This is a genomic window from Halomonas sp. SpR8 (genome assembly GCF_031010195.1).
Classification (GTDB): Bacteria; Pseudomonadota; Gammaproteobacteria; order Pseudomonadales; family Halomonadaceae; genus Vreelandella.
This window is the reverse complement of the sequence record NZ_JAUAMC010000013.1, coordinates 24692-51312: the sequence shown is the minus strand read 5'-3', so window position 1 is coordinate 51312 and position 26621 is coordinate 24692. Positions and strand designations below refer to the sequence as shown.

The 26621-nt window shown below is 54.8% G+C and carries 26 protein-coding genes and 1 pseudogene; 10 read left to right on the top strand and 17 right to left on the bottom strand.

What is annotated here, in order from left to right; genetic code table 11:
- Positions 1-21 precede the first annotated feature (21 nt).
- Positions 22-915, top strand: coding sequence for an AEC family transporter (locus QT230_RS19550; protein ID WP_308323833.1), 894 nt, complete (start codon positions 22-24; stop codon positions 913-915).
- Positions 916-1038: 123 nt separating this feature from the next.
- Here QT230_RS19550 and QT230_RS19545 read toward each other — a convergent pair whose 3' ends face one another.
- A complete protein-coding gene (locus QT230_RS19545) occupies positions 1039-1422 on the bottom strand; it encodes a hypothetical protein (RefSeq protein WP_308323832.1) in 384 nt (127 codons plus the stop codon).
- A gap of 268 nt (positions 1423-1690) precedes the next feature.
- Here QT230_RS19545 and QT230_RS19540 point away from each other — a divergent pair.
- The 5 genes and pseudogenes from QT230_RS19540 to QT230_RS19520 all read left to right on the top strand — a co-directional run bounded on the left by QT230_RS19540 (position 1691) and on the right by QT230_RS19520 (position 5882).
- Positions 1691-3316: pseudogene (locus tag QT230_RS19540) on the top strand (BCCT family transporter).
- A 77-nt stretch (positions 3317-3393) separates the two neighbouring features.
- Positions 3394-3540 carry a hypothetical protein gene (locus tag QT230_RS19535; protein WP_308323831.1) on the top strand — a complete coding sequence of 49 codons (147 nt, stop codon included), beginning with the start codon at positions 3394-3396 and terminating at the stop codon, positions 3538-3540.
- Between the two features lie 176 nt (positions 3541-3716).
- Positions 3717-5060 (top strand): MFS transporter, encoded by a 1344-nt coding sequence (locus QT230_RS19530; protein WP_308323830.1) that lies wholly within the window; start codon positions 3717-3719, stop codon positions 5058-5060.
- A gap of 53 nt (positions 5061-5113) precedes the next feature.
- Positions 5114-5629: a retropepsin-like aspartic protease gene (locus QT230_RS19525; RefSeq protein ID WP_308323868.1), complete on the top strand. Its 516-nt coding sequence runs from the start codon at positions 5114-5116 to the stop codon at positions 5627-5629.
- A gap of 73 nt (positions 5630-5702) precedes the next feature.
- Positions 5703-5882, top strand: coding sequence for a PLDc N-terminal domain-containing protein (locus tag QT230_RS19520; RefSeq protein ID WP_308323829.1), 180 nt, complete (start codon positions 5703-5705; stop codon positions 5880-5882).
- Between the two features lie 93 nt (positions 5883-5975).
- Here QT230_RS19520 and QT230_RS19515 read toward each other — a convergent pair whose 3' ends face one another.
- Entirely contained in the window at positions 5976-6116 is a 141-nt protein-coding gene (locus tag QT230_RS19515; protein ID WP_308323828.1) for a hypothetical protein, read from the bottom strand.
- Between the two features lie 218 nt (positions 6117-6334).
- Here QT230_RS19515 and QT230_RS19510 point away from each other — a divergent pair, with 218 nt between their 5' ends.
- Together QT230_RS19510 and QT230_RS19505 are read left to right on the top strand one after the other, a co-directional pair.
- Complete coding sequence (locus QT230_RS19510) at positions 6335-7093, top strand: winged helix-turn-helix domain-containing protein (RefSeq protein ID WP_308323827.1); 759 nt, start codon at positions 6335-6337, stop codon at positions 7091-7093.
- 20 nt (positions 7094-7113) lie between these two features.
- Positions 7114-8709 (top strand): ATP-binding protein, encoded by a 1596-nt coding sequence (locus QT230_RS19505; RefSeq protein ID WP_308323826.1) that lies wholly within the window; start codon positions 7114-7116, stop codon positions 8707-8709.
- Here the strand turns inward: QT230_RS19505 and QT230_RS19500 are convergent.
- Positions 8672-9610 (bottom strand): LysR family transcriptional regulator, encoded by a 939-nt coding sequence (locus tag QT230_RS19500; protein ID WP_308323825.1) that lies wholly within the window; start codon positions 9608-9610, stop codon positions 8672-8674. The two genes, QT230_RS19505 and QT230_RS19500, sit on opposite strands and share 38 nt — an antisense overlap.
- A gap of 130 nt (positions 9611-9740) precedes the next feature.
- Between QT230_RS19500 and metE the strand changes: the two genes are divergently transcribed.
- Positions 9741-12038 carry a 5-methyltetrahydropteroyltriglutamate--homocysteine S-methyltransferase gene (gene metE, locus QT230_RS19495; protein ID WP_308323824.1) on the top strand — a complete coding sequence of 766 codons (2298 nt, stop codon included), beginning with the start codon at positions 9741-9743 and terminating at the stop codon, positions 12036-12038.
- 64 nt (positions 12039-12102) lie between these two features.
- Here metE and ppk1 read toward each other — a convergent pair whose 3' ends face one another.
- Both ppk1 and hemB read right to left on the bottom strand, forming a co-directional pair.
- Positions 12103-14292 carry a polyphosphate kinase 1 gene (gene ppk1, locus QT230_RS19490; protein ID WP_308323823.1) on the bottom strand — a complete coding sequence of 730 codons (2190 nt, stop codon included), beginning with the start codon at positions 14290-14292 and terminating at the stop codon, positions 12103-12105.
- A 121-nt stretch (positions 14293-14413) separates the two neighbouring features.
- The gene (gene hemB / locus QT230_RS19485) at positions 14414-15424 is read right to left on the bottom strand and encodes a porphobilinogen synthase (protein ID WP_308323822.1); all 1011 of its coding nucleotides are present in this window, start codon (positions 15422-15424) and stop codon (positions 14414-14416) included.
- A gap of 184 nt (positions 15425-15608) precedes the next feature.
- On the opposite strand from hemB, the gene elbB reads away from it, so the two are divergent.
- The gene (gene elbB, locus QT230_RS19480; RefSeq protein ID WP_308323821.1) at positions 15609-16280 is read left to right on the top strand and encodes an isoprenoid biosynthesis glyoxalase ElbB; all 672 of its coding nucleotides are present in this window, start codon (positions 15609-15611) and stop codon (positions 16278-16280) included.
- 78 nt (positions 16281-16358) lie between these two features.
- Here elbB and tatC read toward each other — a convergent pair whose 3' ends face one another.
- From tatC to argS, 12 genes are all read right to left on the bottom strand, one after another.
- Entirely contained in the window at positions 16359-17150 is a 792-nt protein-coding gene (gene tatC / locus QT230_RS19475) for a twin-arginine translocase subunit TatC (RefSeq protein ID WP_308323820.1), read from the bottom strand.
- Positions 17147-17653 (bottom strand): Sec-independent protein translocase protein TatB, encoded by a 507-nt coding sequence (tatB, locus tag QT230_RS19470; RefSeq protein ID WP_308323819.1) that lies wholly within the window; start codon positions 17651-17653, stop codon positions 17147-17149. Before tatB ends, tatC begins: the two co-directional genes overlap by 4 nt.
- A gap of 3 nt (positions 17654-17656) precedes the next feature.
- Positions 17657-17932, bottom strand: a complete 276-nt coding sequence (gene tatA, locus QT230_RS19465; RefSeq protein ID WP_308323818.1) for a Sec-independent protein translocase subunit TatA — start codon at positions 17930-17932, stop codon at positions 17657-17659.
- A gap of 61 nt (positions 17933-17993) precedes the next feature.
- A complete protein-coding gene (locus QT230_RS19460; protein WP_308323817.1) occupies positions 17994-18374 on the bottom strand; it encodes a phosphoribosyl-ATP diphosphatase in 381 nt (126 codons plus the stop codon).
- 31 nt (positions 18375-18405) lie between these two features.
- Complete coding sequence (ubiB, locus tag QT230_RS19455) at positions 18406-20028, bottom strand: ubiquinone biosynthesis regulatory protein kinase UbiB (protein WP_308323816.1); 1623 nt, start codon at positions 20026-20028, stop codon at positions 18406-18408.
- Positions 20025-20681, bottom strand: coding sequence for an SCP2 sterol-binding domain-containing protein (locus QT230_RS19450; RefSeq protein ID WP_308323815.1), 657 nt, complete (start codon positions 20679-20681; stop codon positions 20025-20027). The genes ubiB and QT230_RS19450 overlap by 4 nt, the downstream gene beginning before the upstream one ends.
- Before the next feature lie 67 nt (positions 20682-20748).
- The gene (ubiE, locus tag QT230_RS19445) at positions 20749-21504 is read right to left on the bottom strand and encodes a bifunctional demethylmenaquinone methyltransferase/2-methoxy-6-polyprenyl-1,4-benzoquinol methylase UbiE (RefSeq protein ID WP_295710377.1); all 756 of its coding nucleotides are present in this window, start codon (positions 21502-21504) and stop codon (positions 20749-20751) included.
- Positions 21505-21644: 140 nt separating this feature from the next.
- Positions 21645-22028 (bottom strand): DUF971 domain-containing protein, encoded by a 384-nt coding sequence (locus tag QT230_RS19440; RefSeq protein ID WP_308323814.1) that lies wholly within the window; start codon positions 22026-22028, stop codon positions 21645-21647.
- A 100-nt stretch (positions 22029-22128) separates the two neighbouring features.
- Positions 22129-23451: an ATP-dependent protease ATPase subunit HslU gene (gene hslU, locus QT230_RS19435; protein ID WP_308323813.1), complete on the bottom strand. Its 1323-nt coding sequence runs from the start codon at positions 23449-23451 to the stop codon at positions 22129-22131.
- Between the two features lie 50 nt (positions 23452-23501).
- Positions 23502-24035: an ATP-dependent protease subunit HslV gene (gene hslV, locus QT230_RS19430; protein WP_035585510.1), complete on the bottom strand. Its 534-nt coding sequence runs from the start codon at positions 24033-24035 to the stop codon at positions 23502-23504.
- Between the two features lie 158 nt (positions 24036-24193).
- Positions 24194-24922: an SPOR domain-containing protein gene (locus QT230_RS19425; protein ID WP_308323812.1), complete on the bottom strand. Its 729-nt coding sequence runs from the start codon at positions 24920-24922 to the stop codon at positions 24194-24196.
- Positions 24923-24925: 3 nt separating this feature from the next.
- Positions 24926-26611, bottom strand: a complete 1686-nt coding sequence (gene argS, locus QT230_RS19420) for an arginine--tRNA ligase (protein ID WP_308323811.1) — start codon at positions 26609-26611, stop codon at positions 24926-24928.
- Positions 26612-26621 lie beyond the last annotated feature (10 nt).

Here is a 26621-nt window from a genome sequence, read left to right as displayed (position 1 = left end):
GAGCAAGGCGAGGCAGGCTGCATGATTGGACACATTCTGGCCACTCTGTTGCCGGTGTTTTTAATCGCGGGCTGTGGCGCCGCCTACGGGCGCTATCGAACCCCCGATATTCGCAGTCTTAATACGCTTAATATGGAACTGTTCGTCCCGCTGCTGGTGTTTGCCGTGCTGGCTGATCGCCAAGCGCCGTTAGCTGAATACGCCTGGCTTGCCACGGCCGCGGTTGCAGTGGTGCTGGGCTCCGGGGTTGTGTTGTGGCCGCTGGCAAAGTGGCTGAAGTTGGATATCAAAACCTTTCTTCCACCCATGATGTTCAATAATGCGGGCAATATGGGCGTGCCGCTGCTGGTGCTGGCATTCGGCCCTGACGCGTTACCCGCCGCGGTGGTGGTGTTTATGGTGGAGATGCTGCTGCACTTTTCCGTCGGACTTTATATGCTGAACCCGCGCACCTCGCTGTGGCGAATTCTGCGCATGCCCATTGTGTTGGCGAGTTTGGCGGGGCTGACGGTAAATATCGGCGGGCTGCCATTGCCGGGCTGGCTGTTGGAGGCCATGCATATGCTGGGTGGCGTGTGTATTCCGCTTATGCTGTTTGCGCTGGGGGTAAGGCTGCTGGAAATCGACTTTAGCGATTGGCGCACCGGCATGCTGGGGGCGGTGCTTTGTCCGCTTTCCGGATTAGTGATTGCATTGCCGTTAATGTGGTTACTGCCTCTCAATGCACTGCAGGCCGCGGTGCTGCTGGTGTTTGCTGCGCTACCGCCTGCGGTGCTGAATTATTTGGTCGCAGAGCAGTACCAGTTGGCGCCGCAAAAGGTGGCCTCACTGGTACTGATTGGTAACCTGGGAAGTTTGGTGGTAATGCCGCTTACGTTAGCCGCGACATTCACCTGGGTGTTTGCACCGCTTTGATTGACAACATAACAGCATGATTAAAAGATGCTGAACATTAAATCAACGTATTTGATTAGCGACATTGCTCAATGAGCTATGGTGATCAATGAAGTACCTGGAACTAGGGCTTATCGATCATCGTTAACTTTTGTCTTTAACTTCTGGCTTAACTTCATAGCTACCTTCCAGCGCATCCTGATGACCTGGACGGCGGTGTGAAGAAACATCAGGGTCAGCATGCCCGCGAGCATAGCCGCCACCAATATCCTGTGCTTGCTGTGCACGCATCTGATCCATGCGCTTTTTCATTTTATGGCGCATAAATGGCATCATCGCCCAGCCAACCAACAAGAAAAGCAGGCCGAGCACCATGCCAACTATCATCAACGCGCCAAACGCCAACCATGTAAACAGGAGCTTTAGGCTGCCGGCCAATCCGGTGGGTTGGGTCTGCGCTGCACGGGCTCGCCATTGATTGGCCGCTTGCCATGCTGCGTTACGTTGGTCGCGATTCATCTGTGGCATAAGAGCCTCCATCGGTTATTCGCACTCATTGGAACACAGTTGCTCTAGCAAGTTCACTGCTTGGGTGTAGTGCTATAGATTGCATTGTCAGTGCTGGTTTCTGCGCGGGGGCTGTGACCCCATTCATGGCTGCCGACATGTTCTACGTTCTGTGCGATCTGGCTTTTCAACTGTTATCATCAAGCTGTACAAGGAAAAACTTTTTGTACAAGCATGCGCTTAATACGCTGCGCTTACCTAAATAGAGCTCATCTAACAGGATGGTTATATGGCTAATCATGGAGGCAAGTCGGTATTCATCTCATCAGTGGTGATTATTTTTGGCTTGGTAATTGTCGGAGCGTCATTTCCTGAAGGGTTTGCCAACGCGGCTGAGGGAGCACTGAGCACTATTACTGGGCTATTCGGGTGGTTTTACCTGTTTTCAGTGTTTGGTTTTGTCATTTTTTTGTTTGGTCTGGCCCTGAGTAAATACGGCAAGGTGCGCTTAGGCCCTCAGGACAGTCGGCCAAACTACACGTTTTTCTCGTGGATTAGCATGTTGCTGGCCGCAGGTTTTGGTGTCGGGCTGGTGTTTTATGGCATGGCAGAACCCATGTTTCATTTTATTGAACCGCCTTACGGTGACAGAACCGCGGAAACCGAAGCCGCAGCACGCTACGCTATTCAGTACAGCTACTTCAACTGGGGCATTCATTAGTGGGCAGCTTTCTCGATCGTTGGTTTGATTATTGCCTACTTCCAGTTCCGTAAAGGGCAGGCGGGACTTGTCTCTTCTGTGCTGTCGTCGATAACAGCGAAAAATCCTAAAGTTCGCCCCTACGCCTCCTGGTTGGATGTGTTTGCCGTGGTTGCTACCGTTATGGGGGTAGCCACATCGCTCGGGTTGGGCGTACTGCAGATGAACGGCGGTTTAAACGCCGTATTTGGCCTGCCTGAAAACGGCTTATGGCAATTTGTTATTCTCTTTGTGATGTTCTGCGCCTATATGGCATCAACTTGGTCGGGCTTGGATAAAGGCATTAAACGCCTTTCTAATCTCAATATGATTTTATGTATTGGATTGATGCTGTACGTGCTGTTCACCGGCCCTACGCTGGCAATATTAGAAACCATCACGGTGGGTATCGGGGATTATCTGCAGAACTTTATCGGCATGAGTCTGCGTATTTCACCCTATACGGATAATGAGTGGGCCAGCAACTGGACGATTTTTTACTGGGCGTGGGTGATTGCCTGGTCGCCATTTGTAGGCACCTTTATCGCCCGCGTATCTCGTGGCCGTACTATTAAAGAGTATGTGTTTGGGGTGCTGTTTGTACCTCCCCTGTTAGCCTGTTTGTGGATTGGCGTGTTCGGTGGTGCAGCGCTACATATGGAGTTGAATGGAACCGATGTTGGGCTAGCCGCCGCGACACAAGATAATATCACCGTAGCGCTATTTGAGATGTTCGAACTGATGCCGTTCACCGGCGTGCTCTCGGTGGTTGCGATGATGCTGATCTTTATTTTCCTGGTCACATCCGCCGACTCGGCCTCGTATATCGTGGCGCAGATGACCGATAACGGTTCGATTAATCCGCCGCTGTATAAGCGTGTTATCTGGGGGGTGCTAATCGCCGCTATCTGTCTGACGCTGATCGCATCCGGTGGTTTAAAGGGGCTGCAGTCGGCATCGGTGCTATCGGCATTACCGTTCACCTTTATTCTGTATATGATGGTGTTTGTATTAGTCCAGGAGCTACGCGCAGACCGCAAGGCGATGCTGACCCAGCTTTATCGTCGCCATGGTGAAACGCCAGTGGGTGCAGATGCCTTTGAAGCGGAGCTGCTAGGTGAGGAAGAGCGCTTGCGCCGCGCACCAAGCGTGGTCAATCGGCGTATTAATAGTTAGCGCCAAACGGCATAAGTCAGCTTTCAACTGTGGAAGCTGACTATTTCGGGAGCAGCGAACATGGAGCGACGATGCTAATGGCTCGGCACGGACGCCACGGAGCGACACGAAGACAGTCAAAAGGGGTTGCCTTTGATCGCTGGCTGGATCGGGTGGTCACAGTGGCGGTACTGACGGCGATGGTTATTGGTATTGCTGCCGTTATAGCACACTGGCTGCTCTGATATTTGCCGCAGTTTGCGACTTTTACACAGCTCGCGTCTCCACAACGCCTAGCTTTATGCCGGGCGTTGCGCGTTTTTGGTGCCTATCTATCACCATTTTTAATCTGCAACGCAAGCCGTGGTATCTTGGCGATTCTGCCTGCTAGGCTTACGACTCCCCTTGCGAGAGAAAACCAATGCTGCCTGCTACAACTGCTAAAGTGACTGATGCCTACGCATCGCGTCGAGAGATCTTCGGCTGGGCAATGTTTGATTTTGCCAATCAGGCCTACACACTACTGATTATTACCGTGGTATTTGGCGAGCTGTTTACCACCGTGATCGTAGGGGAGCGTGGCGATAACTTCCGGCTGGCTAACTTTTTGTGGAGCCTTGCCCTGGCCATCAGTTATTTAATGGTGGTGATCACAGCCCCGCTGTGTGGGGCAATCATGGACTACCGGGCCGAGAAAAAACGCTTTCTGCTGGTTAGCTATCTAGCCACAGTGGTGACCACCGCAATGCTCTACTTCGTTGAGCCCGGCTACGTGATCATTGGCCTGCTACTGATCGTGCTGTCTAACTATGCCTACTCCATGGGGGAATCGTTTATTGCCGCTTTTTTACCCGAGCTGGGGCCACCCGAAGCATTAGGTAAAATTTCCGGCTTTGGCTGGGCGCTAGGCTACATCGGTGGACTGTTTGCGGCAGGTTTCACCCTGGTGGTGCTGGGCGAGGCAAGCGCCGACAATTTTGAACGCATCCGCTGGGTGGGGCCTTTTGCTGCGGGATTCTTCCTGATTACTGCTATTCCCACTTTTCTCTGGCTAAAAGAGCGGGGTTCACCTCAGCCACGCGGCGTCTCTTATCGTCACATTGCTTTGCATCGTGTCTCGGCGACCTTTCATGATTTGCGCCATTTTAAAGACCTTACCGTTTTTTTGATTTCACTGCTGTTTTCAATGGCGGGGGTCTACATCATCATCGCTTTCGCGTTTATCTATGGCGCTCAGGTGATTGGCTGGGATGAAAGCGTACGCAATATCATGTTCATTATTGTTCAAGTCACCGCTGCTGCGGGGGCTTTGGGGTTTGGCTGGCTGCAGGACCAGCTAGGCGCCAAGCGGACTTACCAAATGACTCTGGCACTGTGGGTTATCGCCATTATTGCCATCTGGGCAACGCCAGAAGTCACCGAGTGGGTGAATGAAAGCTTTGACGTGCAGTGGCAGGCTCAGTATGTATTTTTAGTAGTGGGCTGCTTGGCAGGGCTGAGTTTGGGCTCTAGTCAGTCGGCAAGCAGAGCCTTAGTCGGGCTGTTTTCTCCTTTGGCTAAGTCTGCAGAGTTTTTTGGTTTTTGGGGGTTGGCTAATAAGTTAGCAGGGGTACTTGGGATTGTAATGCTGGGGGTTCTGCAAACGTTGATTGGTTTGCAAGCGTCTATTCTATTATGTGTCGCCCTGTTCGTTATCGCGATGCTAATTTGTGTCAACGTTAATGAGCGCCGCGGCAGGGAAGCTGCGCTAGCCTGGGAAAGCTAACAACCGATTTAGCAGGCGCCCTTACCTCAGCGAGGTGGAGTATGGCAACGCATATGGCAAGTCAAACCACTCAGCGAGGTGGCATCGTCATGATGTTGCTATTTTGGGTACTGCTTATGGCGGTAGGCACCTGGTGGATACACGGTGGTCTGGAAGAGATGATGCGCCCCAACGCCAATATAGTGAGCACACTACCGGCGGGGGAGCCGGTCACCCTAAAGCGCAACCGCGCCGGACACTTTGAGTCACCAGGGCGTATTAATGGGGAGCCGGTCACGTTTTTACTCGACACGGGTGCTACATATGTGGCGATTCCTGCCGACTTGGCAAATGAATTGGGGCTGAAGCCTGGGCGTAGCGCTTGGTTTAATACCGCCAATGGCCGGGTTGAAGGATCGCTAACCGAACTCGCTGAGGTTTCGCTGGGAGGCCTAAAGGTGCAAAATGTGCAGGGGTCAATTAGCCCCGGCATGGAGCGCGATACCGTTCTGCTCGGCATGAGCTTTTTAAATCTGCTATCGATTGAGATACAGGCTGGTGAAATGGTATTGAGCTTGCCTGAGCAGTGAGTGAATATTGTGAGCAGGCGGCTGATAGAATTAACGAAATTAACCACGAGTGCCAACACGCTAAGGAGTTGCTATGGGCATTGAAGTAGGTGGGCTGTTAGGACTAATTTGGCTCATAATCGTGATCTGGGCTATTGTCAAAGTGGCTAAAAGCGGTGCTGGTAGCGTCGCCAAACTGATATGGATTTTAGTGTTGCTGTTTTTCCCGTTAGTTGGCTTAATCGCATGGTTCTTATTTGGTCCAAAGGGATAGCGACTGAGTCATTGCCCGGTTGAGGGTAAAAAAAGGCAGGCCTTTGATGGCCTGCCTTTTTACTAATCTAAGCATTAGTTACTCAATCATCGATTACTCGCTGGTGTCGTTACCTTCACCAGGTGGCGCTTTGTAATGCCCTGGGATTTTTAACTTTTCCCCATTGGGCAAATCGCGCACTTGGGTTGGAACGTAAACACGCTTGATAACGCTTTTCGTTTTGCTACTTCCCATGGCAGGTTCCTCCTGTCAGATTGTCGACAGTTAGCGCTTCAACAGTAGCTCTCACTGATGTGAGAATCAAGTTTCAGACCATACTCATCCATTATTAAGCGCGATCGTTGAGACAGAAGAGGGTGTTTTGATGATTTTGAGTTATCCTGAGAGCTGATAACAATAAATTTGAGTTAGCAGCTAAAAAATAAATTGTTTAGGCGGAGTGTGTAAAGAGGATGGTTGAACATTTGGAACAGCAATTTCAGGCATTTGAGACGCAAGAATCTGTTGCGCCTGTTTACCCTGATCAAGATCATGTCCTGATCCTTGAAGATGACCAGCGTTTGGCCGAACTGACCCGTGATTACTTGGAAGCAAATGGCTTCCAAGTAACGCTGGAGGCCGACGGGGCAAAAGGGGTGGACCGTATTTTAACCCTACAGCCCGATTTAGTGATTTTAGATTTAATGCTGCCAGGCGAAGACGGCCTCGCGATTTGCCGCCGGGTTAGACCCAATTTTGCCGGCCCCATTATGATGCTGACAGCCCGTGTGGACGATTTGGATCAGGTGTTGGGTCTCGAAATGGGTGCCGACGACTATGTACCGAAGCCGGTTCAGCCGAGGGTACTGCTTGCCCGTATGCGCGCGTTGCTGCGCCGCGCCGATGCGCCTGTACCGGACGGTGAAGTGCGACTGCGCTTTGAAAATCTGGAAATAGATAATGCTACCCGGGAGGCGTGGTTGTCTGGTGAGCGTATCGACTTGACCAGCGCTGAATTTGACCTGCTCTGGTTACTAGGCCGCAACGCAGGCCGAGTACTTACCCGTGAAGAAATCTTCAGCGACTTGAGAGGAATTAAATACGACGGCCAGGATCGCTCTATCGACGTCCGCGTATCACGTATTCGGCCCAAAATTGGCGATGACCCTAATCAGCCTCACCGGATCAAAACCGTGCGCAGTAAAGGTTACCTCTTCGTCAAAGATAGTTGAATATCAAGAGGGATGGCATCATGCGGCGGGTGCTAAGTAACGGCTCGTTTTTACGGTTTTATGTGTTGCTAGGCCTAGCGCTGCTGGTGATTTTTATTATCGCATTAGCGGGGGGGGCATTTATCGAGCAGGTGCGCCGCGAAGATTACCGTGAGCAGCTAGCTGCGCTACCCATGTCGTTAATGACGCGTCAACTGGCCAATACGCCTGAAGGGCAGCGTGCGGATTTACTCGATCGATTTGCCGAGCAGTTGGATTTGCAGCTAGCGCTGCAGCCCATTAAAGATGCCGATTTAGGCTACTTTGAACGCTCGCGCCTGGAGCAGGGCAAAATTCTAGTCGATGAAAGCCCTTGGCTATTGCAGCAGCGCCTGCCAGGCGACTCGTGGTTGCTGCAAGCTCAACTGGATAATTGGAGCGAACATCAGTGGCACAGCAGCATTGCGCTGCTGGGCGACTGGCTCGCTGCAGTACCTATGGGCGAGCGAGAAAGCCGCATTGCTGAGCTACGCACTGGTAGCTGGCCGTTGCAGCTCTCGGCCTCGCTACCCGCCGGGCTAACGGCGCAGCAGCAGGAGCAGTTGGAGCGCGGCAACGTGGTAACCAAGCTAGTCTCCGATAATCTTTCAATTACGTTGCTCTATCAGTTGCCCGGTGAATCTGAGTGGCTGCAAGCGGGGCCCATTTCGCGCGGCGACACGCTGCCGCCGGATTTACACCTGCCGCTGTTGATTGGACTGATGCTTGTACTCAGTCTGATTATTTATTTGATTATGCGCAGCATTGAAGCACGCATGGCGCGACTGGAGCTGGCCGCCACTCGGATTGCCAGTGGCCGTTTGGAAACCCGCGTAAAAGTAGAGAGCGGAGATTTCTTAGGCCGTTTGGGTATGGCGTTTAACGGCATGGCCAATCAGGTGCAGAGCCTGTTGCGTGGTCAGCAAGAGATGATTCGCGCGGTTTCTCATGAGCTGCGCACCCCGGTCGCACGCATCCGGTTTGCAGTGCAAATGGTCGAGGATATGACCGACCAGCCCGCGATTCGCCGTCAGTTACAGGGCATTGATGCCGATATCTCCGAGCTCGATGAGCTGGTCGATGAAATCCTCACTTACGCGCGGCTGGGCGGCGAAACGGTTAACGGCGCCGAGCTTGAAACTTCGCTGGTGGAGTGTCGCGCTATGGCGGAGCGGGTAATCGACACGCTTTCACCGCTGTATAAAGAGTTAACGCTGACGCTTGCGCCCGGCGCTGAGATTGAACTGCTGGCGGAGCCACGCTATTTGCAGCGGGCATTGCAGAATTTAGTCGGCAACGCTTGTCGCCATGCCAAGTCTCAGGTAGTGATTCAGCTATGGGATGAGCCTAATCTGGTGCGCATTGATGTCGAGGATGATGGCCCCGGCATTCCGCCTGAAGCGCGGGCGGATATCTTTAAACCCTTTGCCCGACTGGATGACAGCCGCGCCCGCAGCTCCGGCGGCTATGGGTTAGGACTTTCGATTGTGCAGAAAATCATGGCCGGGCACGGTGGCAGTGTCACCATCGACACCAGCCCCACCTTAGGTGGCGCACGCTTTACGCTGCTGGTTCCGCGCCGCGATCCGCTGGCTTAACGCCTGATAGCACCGCAAAGGATGTTTCCCGCGCGGTGCGTAAAAAATCCTGCATCCAAGGCGCTTCTCGCGTCTCTTCGCGAATCGCCGCATACAGGGTGCTCCAGATCCCGTGCTCGCCCAACTTCACCGCACACACGTAATCACGCTCTAAATATTCGGTCAGCGCCCAGTTGGGTAGCGCGCAGACGCCTCGCCCGCTAGCGACTAACTGCATCATCATAATCGTCAATTCAGCGGTGCGAATCTCCCGCGGGCGTACGTTTGCCGGTTGTAAAAACTGGGTAAAAATATCCAAACGGGATTGCTCAACGGGATAGGTAATCAGCGTTTCCTCGACCAGTGCCTGGGGCTCAATAAACCCTCGACCTGCAAACGGGTGCTGTCGCGCGACCGCCAATAACCCTTCGTAACGAAATAGCGGTGCGTAATGAATGCCTTCAAGCGGTTGGGGGTCGGCGGTAATAACTAAATCAAGCTGCTCCCGGGCAAGCGCCGGCAACGGGTCGAAGTGATGGCCACTGGGAATATCGATTTCCACTTCAGGCCAGTGATCGCGAAAATAGTCCACCGTCGGCATCAGCCACTGAAAACAGCTATGGCACTCGATGGCCATATGCAATCGGCCCTGTTCAGTGCCGGCTAAGCGAGCCAGGTCACGCTCTGCCTTGCGCACTTCGGGCAGCACCTGGTCGGCTAAGGCGAGCAGGCGCAACCCTGCGCGGGTAAATTCTACCGGGCGTGTTTTGCGTACAAAAAGCGCGCTGTCCACGCGGCTCTCTAAATCTTTCAGCTGGTGTGAAAGTGCCGACTGGGTCAAATGCACTCGATCGGCTGCATCGACGAGCGACCCAGTTTCGCGCAGGGCGAGCAGTGTGCGTAGGTGGCGTAGTTCAATCATGGCTAACTTTAATCATAGCGTGGCCCATCATTGTGAGTATTTTTCATCTTTACTATTAGAAACTTTAGTTTGATTCACTGAGGTGCGGTGCCCAGACTGTGTGAGATTATTCACGTTAGTAGGTTTTATCATGACAGTTTCTCATATTCTCGGCTATCCCCGTATCGGCGCTCAGCGCGAACTTAAAAAAGCCACTGAGGCTTATTGGAAAGGCGAATGCGCGCGTAGTGAGCTTGAAAGTACCGGCCGTGAGTTACGTTTGCGCCACTGGCAAGCGCAACAGGATGCTGGCTTGGATTTTGTTAGCGTGGGCGATTTTGCCTTCTATGATCAAGTGCTTAACGTTTCCGTTACGTTAGGGGCAGTGCCTAGCCGATTTAACGCCCAACAGGAAGTGGCTGACGGCGATATTGATCTCGATACTGCCTTTCGTATGGCCCGCGGTCGCGCGCCTAGCGGTGAGCCTGCCGCTGCCTGTGAAATGACCAAATACTTCGATACTAATTATCACTACCTGGTGCCAGAGCTGCACGCAGGGCAAACCTTTAGCCTGGCTTCCAACCGCCTATTTGAAGAGGTCGATGAAGCGCTGCGCGCGGGCTTTACGCCGAAGGTCACACTCACGGGGCCGTTAACCTGGTTATGGTTGGGTAAGACCAAGGGCAGTGACTTTGATCGGTTGACCCTATTGGACAGCGTACTCAATGTCTACAGCGAGATATTAGCGCGGCTTGCCACCCAAGGGATTGAGTGGGTCCAGCTAGACGAACCAGCGCTGGTTCAGGATCTACCGCTGCAGTGGCAGCAGGCCTATGAGCGCGCTTATCATCGCTTACAGGCAGCGCCGTTAAAACTGCTGGTCGCGACTTACTTTGGTGGCTTAGGCGATAACCTATCGCTAGCCACCCGCCTGCCCGTAACGGGCTTGCATGTTGACGCCGTGCGCGCGCCGCAGCAGTTAGACGCTGTGATAGACCGTATTGGCCCGCATCAGGTGCTATCGATTGGTTTTGTCGATGGCCGCAATATCTGGCGGGCTGATTTAGCGGCCCTGCGCGAACGCCTGCTGCCGTTAAAAGTGCGCCTGGGGCAGCGGCTTTGGCTGGCGCCCAGTTGCTCGCTACTCCACGTGCCGGTAGATTTAGAACAGGAAACGACGCTCGGTGATGAGCTAATCAGTTGGTTGGCCTTCGCACGGCAGAAGCTTGCCGAGGTGGTTACCCTGGCGCGTCTGATCGATAACCGGGCAACGCCCGACGATGAACGGCGTTTGGATGAGGCCACCCGAGCGCTGGATGCGCGGCGTGAATCTACCCGTATCCACCAACCTACGGTGAATGCTCGCTTAGCAGCGATTAGTCCCGCCGACAGCCAGCGACAGACACCGTACGCCGTACGTGCCGAGGCTCAGCGGCGCGCACTCAATCTACCGCTTTTTCCCACCACCACGATCGGTTCTTTTCCGCAGACCAATGAAATTCGCGCCGCTCGGCGCGCCTTTAAAGCCGGTGAACTGGCGCTCGCTGACTACGAAGCCCGCATGCAGGCGGAAATTGCCTACGCTGTTGAGCGCCAGCAAGCGCTGGATATTGATATCCCCGTGCACGGCGAAGCCGAACGTAACGATATGGTGGAGTACTTTGGCGAACAGCTCGAAGGGTTTGCCTTTACCCGCTTTGGCTGGGTGCAGAGCTACGGTTCGCGCTGCGTGAAGCCGCCGGTGATTTTTGGTGACGTCTCCCGCCCGGCGCCGATAACGGTACGCTGGAGCGAGTACGCCCAAACGCTGACCGATAAGCCCATGAAGGGCATGCTGACCGGGCCGGTGACTATTCTACAGTGGTCGTTTGTGCGCGATGACCAGCCGCGAGAAACCACCTGCCGTCAGATTGCTCTAGCACTGCGTGATGAAGTACTGGATCTGGAAAAAGTCGGCATCAGCGTTATTCAAATCGACGAGCCAGCGCTGCGAGAAGGGCTGCCGCTGCGCCAACATGAGTGGCAGTCATACCTGGATTGGGCGGTCGAGAGCTTCCAGCTCAGCGCGGCGGGCGTAGCCGATGCCACCCAAATTCATACCCATATGTGCTATTCGGAGTTTAATGACATCATTGGTGCAATCGCGGCACTGGATGCCGATGTCATCACTATCGAAACCTCGCGCTCGGATATGCACCTGTTGGACGCTTTCCAGGACTTCGCTTATCCCAATGAAATCGGGCCTGGGGTTTACGATATCCACACTCCGAATATTCCCGAGGTGAGTTGGATGGTCGATCTAATGGAAAAAGCGCTGGAAAAGATCCCCGCTGAGCGGCTATGGGTAAACCCGGACTGCGGCCTGAAAACCCGTGGTTGGGCAGAAGTAGAGCCAGCCCTGGCCAATATGGTTGAAGCTGCCAAAGTGTTGCGCCAACGCTATTCGTAAGCGTGTAGAGGTCAGCACTAACCCCGCAAAGCAGCAGGGTTAGTGCTTTCGATACCTGAATTACCTAGCTTTTGGATGCGTAAGCGTAGAGCAGGGTTTCCTGAGCGCTGATGGCATCGCTCTCACCAGGATCCTGAAGATGGTAGCTGCCGTCAGTTTGCAGTAGCCAGCTCTGGCAGTTATCTACCAGATAGGTCTCAAGGTCCTTGCGCACCCGCGTGGCGAGCTTCTTATCCAGCAGCGGAAAACAGGTCTCTACGCGATGAAACATATTGCGCGACATAAAGTCCGCGCTGGAGCACCAGATTTCCGGTTTGCCTTCATGGTGGAAGTGAAACACACGGGTGTGCTCCAAAAAACGGCCAATAATGGAACGCACGCGGATGTTGTCGGAAACGCCGGGCACGCCGGGCTTCAAGCAGCACATGCCACGAATGATTAAGTCGCACTCAACGCCTGCCTGAGAAGCCCGGTAAAGCGCTTTAATGAGTTTGGGCTCGGTTAACGAGTTGCACTTAATGATGATGTGTCCGCGCTTACCCTTACGCGCAATATGCGCTTCACGATCAATCATTTCCACTAACCGTTCGTGCAAGGTGAACGGCGCGTGCAGCAGCGTATCAATTTTGCGTGCGCGGCCCATCCCCGATAGCTGCTGAAACACTTTATGGACATCGGCGCATAGCGCTTTATTGGCAGTCAGCAGGCTGTAGTCGGTATACAGTTTGGCGGTTTTAGAGTGATAGTTGCCGGTGCCCAGGTGGGCGTAATAGCACAGCTCGCCTTTTTCACGGCGCACAATATGCAGCATTTTAGCGTGGGTTTTATACGCCATGATGCCGTAAACGACGATCGCTCCCGCTTCTTGCAAGCGTGAAGCAAGCTGTAGGTTGTCGGCTTCATCAAAGCGGGCGCGCAGCTCAATAACCACGGTGACCTCTTTGCCCTGGCTGGCGGCTTCCACCAGGGCACTGACGATAGGCGAGTCTGCCCCCGTGCGATAAAGGGTCTGTTTTACCGCTAGCACGTTGGGGTCGCGGGCAGCTTCACGCAGCAAGTCTTCAATGGGAGAAAACGACTGGAACGGGTGGTGCAGCAAAATGTCGTTCTTGGCGATAGCGTCAAAAAGGCTGCCCGCTTTGAGTGCTTTAGGAATGCTGGGTGTAAACGGGCGATAGAGCAGGTCGGGGCGATCCACGTCGCCTAGCACTGACATCATGCGGGTTAAGTTTACGGGCCCTTTGACACGGTATAAGTCGTCACTCTCGAGCTCAAACTGACGCAACAGAAAGTTGGTTAAATCATCCGGGCAGCTGTCGGCGACTTCCAAGCGCACGCCACTGCCATAGCGACGTGCCAGCAGCTCGCCACGGAGGGCGGATGCGAGATCCGAGACCTCCTCAGGGTCAACGCTCATATCCGCATTGCGGGTCAGCCGGAATTGATAGCAACCGCGTACGCGCATACCAGGAAATAACTCTTCGGCATGGGCATGAATCATCGATGATAAGAAAACGTATTCGGCAAAGCCCTCTTCGCATAGTTCTTTGGGCAGCGCCATCAGTCGCGGCAGCGAGCGCGGCGCGGGTAAAATTGCCATGCCGCCAGCGCGGCCAAAGGCATCCTTGCCTTCCAGCTCAACAATAAAGTTAAGGCTTTTATTGACCAAGCGCGGGAAAGGGTGCGAAGGATCCAGTCCAATGGGGCTGATAACCGGCATGATCTCATTATCGAAAAAACTCCGAGCCCAGGCTTTTTGCTTATCAGTCCACTGGTCGCGGCGACGAAAACGCAGCCCCTGGGTTTCTAGCGCGGGTAGCAGCATGTCGTTGAGTATTTGATACTGGCGAACAATTTGTGCGTGGGCTATCTGAGAAATTTCTGCCAATACGGCTTTCGGCAGTCGGCCATCGGCGGCGGTAGTATCATCGCCTAACGCTATTTGGTGCTTTAATCCCGCCACTCGAATCTCGAAGAATTCATCCATGTTGGATGAAAAAATCAGCAGAAACATCAGTCGATTCAGCAGCGGGTGAGCGTCGTCTAACGCCTGCTCCAACACGCGGATGTTGAACTGTAGGTGCGACAGCTCGCGATTAAAATAGAGCAGGGGATCGTCAAGGTCGGTTTCGGGCAGCGCTTCACGCGCTTGAACACCGGTGGGGGTGCGATTAATGCGTAGCGGCATATCGCCGTCGCTGCTGGTTTGATCGGTAGACGAAAATGGTAAGGAATCGTTAGCTTGCTCGTCCATGGTGGATCTCCCCGCGTCAATGGCTCGAAGGTATCATAGCCTGATACTTATCGTTCAGCGCAGTATGCGGGGAGAAGATGACAAACAAATGTCACCTTGTTGTCATCTTTTTCACGAGTGCTTAACGCCTCTGTAGTAAACGCGCCGCGTCGAGGGCGAAGTAGGTCAATATTCCATCCGCGCCCGCGCGCTTGAAGCACATTAATGATTCTAAAATGATCGGCTCGGCTTCCAGCCAGCCGTTGTCAAAGGCCGCGCGGTGCATGGCGTACTCACCGCTAACTTGATAGGCGAAAGTAGGGATGTTTAGCTCGGTCTTAACTCGGCGAACTACATCCAAGTAGGGCATGCCGGGTTTTACCATCACCATATCGGCCCCTTCGGCGATATCCATGGCTACTTCGTGCAGCGCTTCATCGCTATTGGCCGGGTCCATCTGATAAGTGCGTTTGTCTGCTTTGCCTAAGTTGGTGGCCGACCCCACCGCATCACGGAAGGGGCCGTAGTAGTGCGAGGCATACTTGGCGCTGTAAGCCATAATGCGCACGTTGTGCAGGTTCTCTTGCTCTAGTACTTGGCGAATAGCGCCAATGCGGCCGTCCATCATGTCGGAAGGGGCTACCACGTCGGCACCGGCCTCCGCATGAGAAAGCGCCTGCTTGAGCAGCGTATCTACGGTGCGGTCATTCAGAACATAGCCGTGCTCATCTAGAATGCCATCCTGGCCATGGCTGGTATAAGGGTCGAGCGCCACGTCAGTGATAATACCTAGCTCGGGCAGGGTTTCTTTGAGGGCACGTACGCTACGCTGTACTAATCCGCTGGCACTGTACGCCTCTTCAGCAAGTTCGCTTTTTTGCTCAGCGCCGATAACGGGAAACAGCGCCAGCGCCGGGATGCCCAGATCATACGCTTCGCGAGCTTGCTCAATCAGCAGGTCGATGGAGAGCCGTTCAACGCCGGGCATGGAGGCCACGGCCTCACGCTGGTTTTCTCCCTCCAACACAAACACCGGTAGGATTAGGTCTGATGGACTTAAGCTGTTCTCTTGCATCAAACGGCGTGAGAAATCATCGCGACGCATACGGCGCATGCGTGTGGCGGGAAAATGGCGGGGAGTGGGTGTACTCAAGATGGCTCTCCATGAAGGATCGTAAGCATTAATAATTGCAAGTAACCGTGCCCGAAGGCCTGCCAGCAGTATATCAGCCATACTCTGCGGCGAAAGGCGTCTTGTGGCGACAAGGTAGACTGACTAAAGTGAGCGATTGCTTTGCTGTATTGCATTCGGCAGACCCTGGGATAAGGAGATAGGCATGACCAAACAGGTAGCAGTGATTTTAGCCGGCTGCGGCGTTTATGATGGTTCCGAAATCTATGAGACTACGCTGACGCTGCTGCGTTTGGATCAGCTAGGTATTGGTTATCGTTGTTTTGCCCCGGATTTAGAGCAGCATCATGTTGTTAATCATCTAACTCAAGAGGTGGTGGAAGGCGAGCAGCGTAACGTGTTGCTAGAGTCTGCACGCTTGGCGCGGGGCGACATTAGCCCATTGAACGAATTAGTGGCGGATGATTTTGATGCGGTGATCGTACCCGGCGGTTTTGGCGTTGCCAAGAATTTGTCCGATTTTGCTAGCGCCAGTGACAATATGCAGGTGTTAGACGCATTAAAAGAGTCACTGACCGGCTTTCGACACGACAACAAGCCGATTGGTTTGATGTGTATTGCGCCCGTCATAGTGCCACGCCTGTTTGATGATGGCATTGCGGTAACGGTGGGCAATGACCCGGCGGTTTCTGGGGCAATCAGCGCCATGGGCGGATTGCACCGCAGCTGTGCGGTAGAAGATATCGTTGTTGATCTTGAGCACCGCGTAGTGACGACCCCTGCGTATATGCTAGCCTCGCGCATCAGCGAAGCCGCTACCGGTATCTTTAAGCTGGTAGACCGTATTAATGAGATGATGGATTTAGCCGCTACTTAAAAAGTTTGGGCCATATAAGAGCCGCCGCCATCGATGATGGCGGCGGCTTTTTAATTGGCTGCCAGTCAACTGCCTGGGTTATAGGTCAGCCTCTTGCTCTTCGGCCGCTTCTTTCTCAGCTTGACGTTTGCGCACCAAGCGACCAAACAGTAAACCCACTTCGTACAGCAGATACATCGGGATAGCCAACAGGCTCTGAGAAATCACGTCTGGAGGTGTTAGTAGCATGCCGACGACGAAGCAGCCCAGCAGTATATAGGGCCGCTTTTTAGACAGGCTTTCGACCGTCGTCGCACCGGAAAGAATTAACAAAAAGGTCGCAATGGGAATTTCAAACGCCACGCCGAAAGCAAAAAACAGCTTAAGAACGAAGTTCAAATACTGGTTAATGTCGGTCATTATCGCGATGTTGTCCGGCCCGGTTTGGGTAAAAAACTCAAATAGCAGTGGAAACACCACGTAATAGGCAAACGCCGCCCCGCCGTAGAAAAGCGCAATGCTCGAGACCAGAATCGGGATCGCCAGCGCCTTTTCATTGTCGTAAAGCCCCGGCGCGATAAATGCCCATGCCTGATGCAGCACAAAGGGAATAGCGATAAACACCGCCACGACCAAGGTAAGCTTAAACGGCGCTAAAAACGGAGAGGCCACTTCTGTGGCGATCATCTGCGAGCCTTCAGGCAGCAGCGCCATCAATGGCTCGGCCACAAAGGTGTAGATATCATTGGCAAAGGAGTAGAGGCCCAAAAAGACCACCAGGATCACGATCACGGCCCGCATTAGCCGTGAACGTAGCTCAATCAGGTGCTCAATGAGCGGGGCTTGGCTCTGTTCTTCACGCGGCTCCTTTGAATCGCCAGACATACTCATTGGGGATTACGGTCCTTATTTAATGCCGCCTTTTCAGAGTCAGCCGTTTCAGGTCCAGCCGTTCCAGGCACAGCCGTCTCAGGGGCAGCCCGAGCCACGTCAGCCTGTTGGGCAGGCGCAGGGGCTTCTTCACGCACCGTTTCGATAGCGTCATCGAGTCGAGCGCTTGCTTTGGCGACGCGCTGCTCGGTCTTATTCTGTGCCGCTGAAGTGGCTGACGGCGTTGAGCCTGAAGTAGAAGGGGCGTCGGCAATGCTTTCTACGTCCAGCTTGGCTTTTTTCAAGCTGTCGTCGAGTTTTCGCTGCTGCTCATTCAGCTTTTGGCGCAACTCTTCTGCTTCCAACTGGGCGCTGATTTCACGCTGCATGCCGGATACCGTGCGCTTGATCTTGCCTATCCACATGCCCGTTGTGCGGGCGGCGCGCGGCAGCCGCTCTGGGCCAAGTACTAACAGCCCAACAATGCCGATGAGCATCAGTTCAAGAAAACCGATATCCAGCATGATTTATTTGCGCTCTTCGTTGTGGCTTTCAGCAGCCTTTTTCTCTTCGGCTTGAACATCGTAAGTGTTGCCAGGCTCTTCGTGGCTCACTTTTGCATGGGGCTGGTCGGCGTCTTCGTCAGCCTCTTTGTTTTTCTCTTCATCGTGCATGGCTTTCTTGAAGCCTTTTACCGCCCCGCCAAGGTCGGTTCCCACATTACGTAGTTTTTTGGTGCCGAAAACCAGGATGATGATGCCCAGAACAATCAGCAACTGCCAAATACTAATACCACCTAACATATGCGTTTCCTCATGGGAGCAAGTTAACTTTCATTGTTACATTCAAGACACTAATAAACGACTATTGTGACGGGCGGGCGGCTTTTTCATCGTGTCCAGATATGCCAAAGCGTCGTGCCAGCTCGTCTAAAACGGCTTGATGGTCCATGCCCAAGTGCGACAGCATCACCAAGCTGTGAAACCACAGGTCGGCGGTTTCAGAGATTAACGCTTGGCGTTCAGCCTCGCCACCGTGCTCAGCGTCTTTGGCAGCCAGCATCATCTCTGTAGCTTCCTCGCCAACCTTTTCGAGTATCTTGTTCAAACCCTTATGATGCAAGGAGGCAACATAAGATTCTTCTGCTACTGCATGACGCCGCTGCTTCAGTACCTCATTGAGAGTATCCAGCACATCGGTATGGTTTGTCGAAAAAGTATTGGTCGATAATGAGTTGCTGTCCATGGGAATCCTTGTAAACGTTTAATGCGCTACGTTATTGCCATACCAGCAGTAACAGCCCAATCGCGGCGGCAGCCAGTATTGGCCACTCCTGCAGCTCAATCCAGCCGCTTAATGGCTGCCAGGCTAAGGCTATGGCTAGCAGAATCAAGCCAAGGCGCAAGCGATACAGGCGCTTACCCTGACGCGCCATCTGCATGCGCATGGCGTTGATCGAATCAACCTGCTGATGGCGCTGGCGATGCTCGTGCTCCATACGGCTGAGCGCTTGGTGCGCGAGTACAGGCAGCTCGGGCAACTGGTGCGAAAGCTCCGGCGCTTGGCGCTTCAGCGATTCCCATAACCCGCTGACTCCGGCACGCTCCTTCATCCACTGCTCTAAATAGGGCTTTGCCGTGCTCCACAGGTCTAGGTCGGGATAGAGTTGGCGGCCTAGGCCTTCAATGTTGAGCAGTGTTTTTTGTAACAACACCAGCTGCGGTTGAACTTCCATATTAAAGCGCCGGGCGGTTTGAAACAGCCCCAGGAGAACCTGGCCAAAAGAAATATCTTTGAGCGGTTTCTCTAAAATGGGTTCACACACGGTACGAATGGCCGCTGCGAATTCGTTAGCGCGAGTATTCTCACCCACCCAGCCAGATTCAATGTGTAGCGCGGCCACTTCATAATAGTCCTGATGGAAAAACGCCAGCAGGTTGCGTGCCAAATAGTCCTGATCTTCCCGGGTCAGACTGCCGACAATACCGCAATCAATGGCAATGTACTGGGGGTCTTCGGGGTTATCGCAATTAACGAAGATGTTGCCAGGGTGCATGTCCGCATGGAAGAAATTGTCACGAAACACTTGGGTAAAGAAAATTTCGACACCGCGCTCGGCGAGCTTTTTAAGATTAGTGCCTCGGGCAATCAGGGTATCCAGGTCGGCGACCGGAATGCCGCGGATACGCTCTTGTACCATCACGTGGCGACGGGTGAAGGGCCAGTAAATAGTTGGCACAAACAGCAGCGGAGAGTCTTTGAAATTACGCTTGAGCTGAGAGGTATTGGCGGCTTCTTTGTAGAGGTCCAGTTCATCAAACAGCGTAGCTTCATAATCGCGAATCACTTCAACCGGACGCAGTCGGCGAGCTTCAGGCACTTTTGAAAGCAGCTTGGCTACTTGGTACATCAGCGCCATATCCTGGCGCATGATGCGATCTATGCCGGGGCGAATGATTTTCACCACCACGTCTTCACCGCCGTGCAGCGTTGCCGCGTGTACCTGGGCAATGGAGGCCGAGGCTAGTGGCACGCGGTCAAATTCAGCAAAGGCCTCCTCCAGCGACATTTCCAGCTCTTTCTCGACCCGAGCGACCGCTTGTTCACCGGGAAAAGGCGGCACCTGATCTTGCAGACGCTTTAGCTCATCGGCGATATCGGCTGGCAGTAAATCTCGGCGGGTCGACAGCATTTGGCCGAATTTAATAAAAATCGGCCCTAGGGCTTCCAAGGCTAAACGCAACCGTTCGCCCCGCGAGCGCTTGCCAATGGGCACTAAGCGTAGCGGCGAAAACCACATCAGCGCCCGCAGCCACCAGGGCAGGCGCTCTAGGGGCAGCAGCGTATCCAGCCGATGGCGTGTGATCACCCAGCTTATACGCAGCAGTCGCAAGCTCATGGGCGCGTTTCCTGTGGGGCGGACTGCAGCTGTGTGAGTCGCCGCTGTAAGCGGTTAAAGCGCGCTTCGAGGCGGTCGGTCGCTACCTCCAGCTCGGTCAGGTGTTCGCGTAAAACGTTACGTTGCTGCCGTCCTGGCAGTAAGCGCGCCTCTTCAAAAACATACTCCGAGACATCCTGCATCAGCTCATCTTTAGCGCGCAGCCCCCAGCGAGCCGCGCGGCGCAAGCCTTCAGCCAGTGAGTGGGCGGGCATGTCGCCCAACCAGCGGGCCAGTTCGCTTTCCCAGTCGATATCTAGATCAAAGAGCAGGTCGCGAGTCGCTTCTAAGAGGTGAGTGCGCCCGCGCACGGCCAGCTTGCCATCAAACATTAGCCGCTCAATGGAGGCGCCGCTAAGCCACTCTGAAAATGTTTCTGGCGTGAGTTCCACTACCGCGTCTACATCCGTTTCATCAATGTCATCAGCGCGCATCAGGTCGAGCCCGGTGTAATGGTAATGGATGACCAATTCCAGGTGCGGCTGTTCAAGGCGTACCAGCAAACGGCTGCCCGCCAACGCTGCCAACCGCGCAGGGGCAGCGGGGTCACGGGCGAGGAGGGCATTGAGCGTGCGTTCACAACCGGCCAATAGCAAGGTCGGGGTTACCAGCATGCGGACCTCTTGGCAGGGGACGTCAGGGCAGAAAAAGTCATGGTTTGAAACGTCATGGTTTGCAAAGTCATAGCTTGATGCCGCGATGCAGCGCAACGATGCCGCCCGTCAAATTGGTGTACTCGACGCGCTCGAGACCGGCCGCTTCCATCATGGCTTTCAGCGTTTCCTGGTCCGGGTGCATACGAATTGACTCAGCCAAGTAACGGTAGCTTTCGCCGTCGCCCGCCACCAATTCGCCCATTTTAGGCAGCAGCCGGAAAGAGTACTCATCGTAAGCTTTAGAGAGCAGCGGATTATTGGGCTTGGAAAACTCCAGCACCAGCAAGCGGCCGCCGGGCTTGAGTACCCGCGCCATGGAGCGCAACGCGGCGTCTTTATCGGTAACGTTACGCAGTCCAAAGGCAATGGTGATGCAATCGAAGCTATTATCGGGAAACGGCAGGCTTTCGGCATTGGCCTGAACATACTCGACGTTGCCGCCCACGCCGTTATCCATCAGCTTGTCGCGGCCCACTTTCAGCATTGAGGCGTTGATATCGGCGAGGACGACTTTGCCGCGCGGGCCCACCAAGCGGGAAAACTTAAGGGTCAAATCGCCCGTGCCGCCAGCAATATCCAGCACATGGTGGCCGGGGCGCACGCCAGCGCGTTCGATCGTCAGGCGCTTCCACACCCGGTGGATGCCCATCGACATCAGGTCGTTCATGACATCGTAGCGAGCGGCAACGGAGTGAAATACATCGGCCACTCGCGAGGCTTTCTCGTCAACCGGTACTTCTTGAAAACCAAAATGGGTGGTGCGTTTTTCAGTGGGGCTCATGGGGCAGTAGCTCCCGAAGTCGAGGCGGTGGCAAATCGACCTTTGGTCTTTTGACCTAGGGGCCGACGCGATGAATAAGTTAGCGTCATTGTAGCCTTGTCCACCCTGGCTTGTCTGCCTAGCTTGTCTGAGTCATACCATCACAGTTGCTTGAATTGAATGCTGGCAGGCTCGCGCGAGGCGCCGGCCTCTTCCAGGCGCTGCAAGTAGTTGTTCCAGTAGGCCTCTTGGTGAGTCGCGAGATCATACAGGTAGTTCCAGCTAAACAGTCCGCTGTCGTGACCATCGTCAAAGTGCAGTTTCAGCGCATAGTTGCCCGCCTGGGTAATATTTTGCAGTCCGACATCTTTTTTACCTACTTGCAGCACGGCCGTATCACCGCCGTGACCGCGCACTTCGGCAGACGGAGAGTAGACGCGTAAAAATTCAACCGGCAGCCGATAGCTTTCGCCGCTGGCGTAGCCAAGTTCCAGCTCGCGCGACTGCTTATGGTAGTGAACGCGGTTAGGGGTAGGAGCATTCATGATGAGACCTCATCGCTAAGTGGCATTTCGCTAAGTTCCATTTAGCTAAATACCAAAGCAGCAAGCCCGCATAGAGCGGGCTTGCTGTGACTGACGAAACTTACAAAATATACCGCGACAGGTCTTCGTCGACCGCCAGTTCGCCAAGCTGGGCATTGACGTAGTCGCCGTCGATTACCAACGGACTCTCCATATCACCACCTCTGAAAGAGGCTTCTTCTAACAGCCGCTCCATCACCGTGTGCAAGCGGCGGGCGCCGATGTTTTCAGTGCCTTCGTTGACCTGCCAAGAGATCTGCGCGATACGCTCGATGCCGTCGGGAGTGAACTCAATGTCCAGCCCTTCGGTAGCCAGCAGCGCCTGATACTGCTTGGTCAGCGACGCGGAGGGCTCGGTAAGGATGCGCTTGAAGTCGTTGGGTGTTAGCGCGTCAAGCTCGACGCGAATCGGTAGACGACCCTGAAGCTCTGGAATCAGATCCGATGGGCGCGACAGGTGGAAAGCGCCGGAGGCGATAAACAGAATGTGATCGGTCTTGACCATGCCGTACTTGGTAGAAACGGTAGAGCCTTCGATCAGCGGCAACAGGTCGCGCTGGACGCCCTCGCGGGAGACTTCGCCACCGCTGGACTGACCGCTGCCCTTGGCCACTTTGTCGATCTCATCCAGGAACACGATACCGTGCTGTTCCACCGAGTAGACCGCACGGGCCTTAATCTCTTCTTCGTTGACCAGCTTGCCCGCTTCTTCATCGCGCAGCAGAACTAGCGCTTCTTTGACCGTTACGCGGCGATTTTCGCGCTTCTGCTGGCCCATGTTGGAGAACATGCTCTGCAGCTGGTTGGTCATCTCCTCCATGCCCGGCGGGGTCATGATGTCGATGCCCTGACCGTGCGAAGAGATCTCAATATCGATCTCTTTATCGTCTAGCTGGCCTTCGCGGAGCTTCTTGCGGAAGGTCTGGCGGGTGCCGTTATCTTCCCGGGGCTTATCTTCCTGACCCCGCGGCGGCGGAAGAAGCGCGTCCAACACACGATCTTCAGCGGCATCGGCGGCGCGGTGACTGACTTCTTCCTTGGCCTGCTCGCGGACCATTTTGATCGCGGCTTCCATCAGGTCGCGAATAATCGACTCAACGTCGCGGCCCACATAGCCAACTTCGGTGAACTTGGTCGCTTCCACTTTGATAAACGGCGCTTTGGCTAGCTTGGCCAAGCGGCGGGCAATTTCAGTTTTACCCACGCCGGTCGGGCCAATCATCAAAATGTTTTTGGGAGTGACTTCTGGGCGCAGGTCATCGTCGAGCTGCATGCGGCGCCAGCGGTTGCGCAATGCAATGGCAACGGCGCGCTTAGCATCCTGCTGGCCAATAATGTACTGATCTAGGGCGTGAACGATTTCGCGGGGTGTCATCTGAGTCATAAAGGTAACCTTTGTGTTCATTGAGCGACGTCGGGGATTGCGTGGGGCAATTAGCGCCCGTCGATCGACAGCTCTTCGAGTGTCACGTGGTGGTTGGTAAATACGCAGATATCACCCGCGATAGAGAGCGACTTCTCGGTAATCTCACGCGCCGACAGCTCGGTATTTTCCAGCAGTGCCCGGGCGCTGGCCTGGGCGAAGTTGCCGCCAGAGCCAATGGCGATAATGCCGCGCTCAGGCTCAACCACGTCACCGTTACCGGTAATGATCAGCGAGGCGCTGTGGTCGGCAACGGCGAGCAGCGCTTCCAAGCGGCGCAGAGCGCGATCGGTGCGCCAATCTTTGGCCAGCTCAACGGCGGCCTTGGTCAAATGGCCCTGGTATTTCTCTAACTGGGCTTCAAAACGCTCAAACAGGGTGAAGGCATCGGCGGTGCCACCCGCGAACCCAGCCAGCACCTTGCCGCGATAGAGACGGCGTACTTTGCTGGCATTGCCTTTCATAACGGTATTGCCGAGAGATACTTGGCCATCGCCAGCGAGGGCGACCTGATTTCCACGGCGAACGGAGACAATAGTGGTCATGGAGATAACTCCTTGGGGGGAGACGCGCTCCCGATGACTGGCTGATCACTTACTCTTTAGCAAACTGTTCATGGAAGCGACCGTTGTGTAAGCATTCACAACAAAATGCGGGCGGCTGATAAAAAATCAACCGCCCGCAGGTGATCAAGAGGGAATTCTCAGTTTTGCAGTTGAATAAGCAGCGGCTCGATACCTTGGGTGCTCATTAAATCCTGGGCGCGGTTTAGCTCGCGGGTATCCTCGTAAGGCCCCACTTGAACGCGGTGCCAGGTATTGCCATCGGCCTGAACTTCGCTGATTTCCGCCAGCAGGCTTAGATTGCGTAACCGTCCACGCAACTGTTCAGCATCGCTGACCTCACGAAATGAAGCCGCCTGCAACATGTAGCGCCCCGGCGTGTTGGTAGCCGCTTCATTCTGGCGAGCGGTCGACACTTGATCTTCTGGACGCGTATTAGCCGCAATAACCTGGGCGATAGGGTCATCGCCTGTGGCGGTATCGCTATCGACAGCCTGTTCGGGGGCTTCGGGACGAACAACGCTGGAGGGCAGCGAAACGCCTGGGGCAATGACCTCGGTTTCAGGCAGCAGCGTGTAAAACTCAAACGTTGGCATCGACGGCTCGGTGGCTTCCTCGGTTTCCCGCGCCGCTGCGCGCTCTTCACTACCGGAGGGCTTAGGCAGCACCGTGGCTTGGGGTGTTTTACTCGGCTGCTCTTGCCAGGGGGCCGTACCATGCTGGTGCTGAGCTAAAAAGAAGCCCGCAGCTAGGCCAGCAAGGCCCCATAGCCAGCCGGGAATGCGAAAACCACCGCCTGAACTGCGAGCCGACTTGCGCTGTGAGGTCGCTCCTCGACGGGCGGGTTTTTTACGTGGCGGGCTAGCCATGAATTACATCTCCTCTGGGGCGCTAACCCCCATTAAATCAAGCCCATTGCGCAGTACTTGACGGGTGGCGAGACCGAGCGCCAGGCGTGTGTTACGCAAGGTATCATCATCGACCATAACTTTGACGGCGTTGTAGCAGGTGTGAAAATCGCCGGAAAGATCGAGCAAATACTGAGCAACCTGCTGGGGCTCACGATTTTTGGCAGCGGTTTCAACGACTTCAGGGAAACGCGCCAATCGGTTAAGAACGGCTTTCTCCTGGTCGCTATCCAGCAAGGCTAGATTGTCCATTGCCAGCGGATGGTCGAACGGCTGCTCGGCATCTTGCGCTTTGCGCAGCATGCTGCATACCCGGGCATGGGCGTACTGGATGTAGTAGACCGGGTTGTCGTTCGATTGGGAGCGGGCCAGATCAATATCAAAGGTGAGCTGGGAGTCGGCGCGGCGGGCAGCGAGGAAGAAGCGCGTGGCGTCGCGGCCCACTTCGTCGATCAAATCGCGCACGGTCACGTAGCTACCGGCGCGCTTGGAGAGTTTTACCTCGACGCCAGAGCGGGTGACCATCACCATTTGGTGGAGTACATAGTCGGGCCAGCCTTTGGGAATGCCGACTTCCAGCGCCTGCAAGCCAGCGCGCACGCGGGTGACGGTGGAGTGGTGGTCGGCACCCTGCTCGTTAATGACGGTTTTGAAGCCGCGCTGCCACTTATCCAGGTGGTAGGCCACATCGGGCAGAAAGTAGGTGTAGCCGCCGTCGCGTTTGCGCATTACGCGGTCTTTGTCATCGCCGAAGTCGGTGGTGCGTAGCCACATGGCACCGTCTTCTTCATAGGTATGGCCGGCGCTCACCAGCTTCTCCACGGTGGCGTCTACCTTGCCACCTTCATAGAGCGAGGACTCCAAGAAGTAAACGTCAAACTCCACACCAAAGGCTTTGAGATCCAGATCCTGCTCGCGGCGCAGCCAAGCCACGGCGAACGCTTGAATGGCGTCTAAATCGTCAGGGTCAGCGCTAGCAGTGACTTCGCGGTCATCGGCGCTGACCGTTTTACCTGCCAGGTAGTCGTTGGCCACATCGACGATATACTCGCCGCGATAGCCATCTTCGGGCCAGCTTTCATCGCCAGGGCCCAGGCCTTTTACCCGCGCCTGCACCGAGCGGGCCAGGTTGGCGATCTGGGCGCCCGCGTCGTTGTAGTAGAACTCGCGGGTAACGTCGTAGCCGGTGGCTTCTAACAGGCGGCATAGGCAGTCGCCAATCGCCGCGCCGCGGCCGTGACCGACGTGTAGCGGGCCAGTGGGGTTGGCGGAAACGAACTCGACTTGAACCTTCTCGCCTTTGCCGACCATGCTGCGGCCAAAGGTGTCACCGCAGTCGAGTACTTGGGCAACGATTTGCGCGGCGGCGTCGGCGGCGGCGAAAAAGTTGATAAAGCCTGGGCCCGCTATCTCGGTTTTTTGGATGGCGTCGCTTTCGGGCAGCGCTTTAACCAGCGCGTTGGCTAATTCGCGCGGATTTTTACCTGCCGGTTTGGCCAGCATCAGTGCCAAGTTGGTGGCGTAATCACCGTGGGCCTTGTCTTTGGTTGGATCCACTTTGATGGTGGGTTGAAGGTCGTTGGGCAGCACGCCTTGGTGCTTGAGCGCGGCAACTGCGCCTTCGAGCAGTGAAACTATCGTGTCTTTCATCTAGGTATCC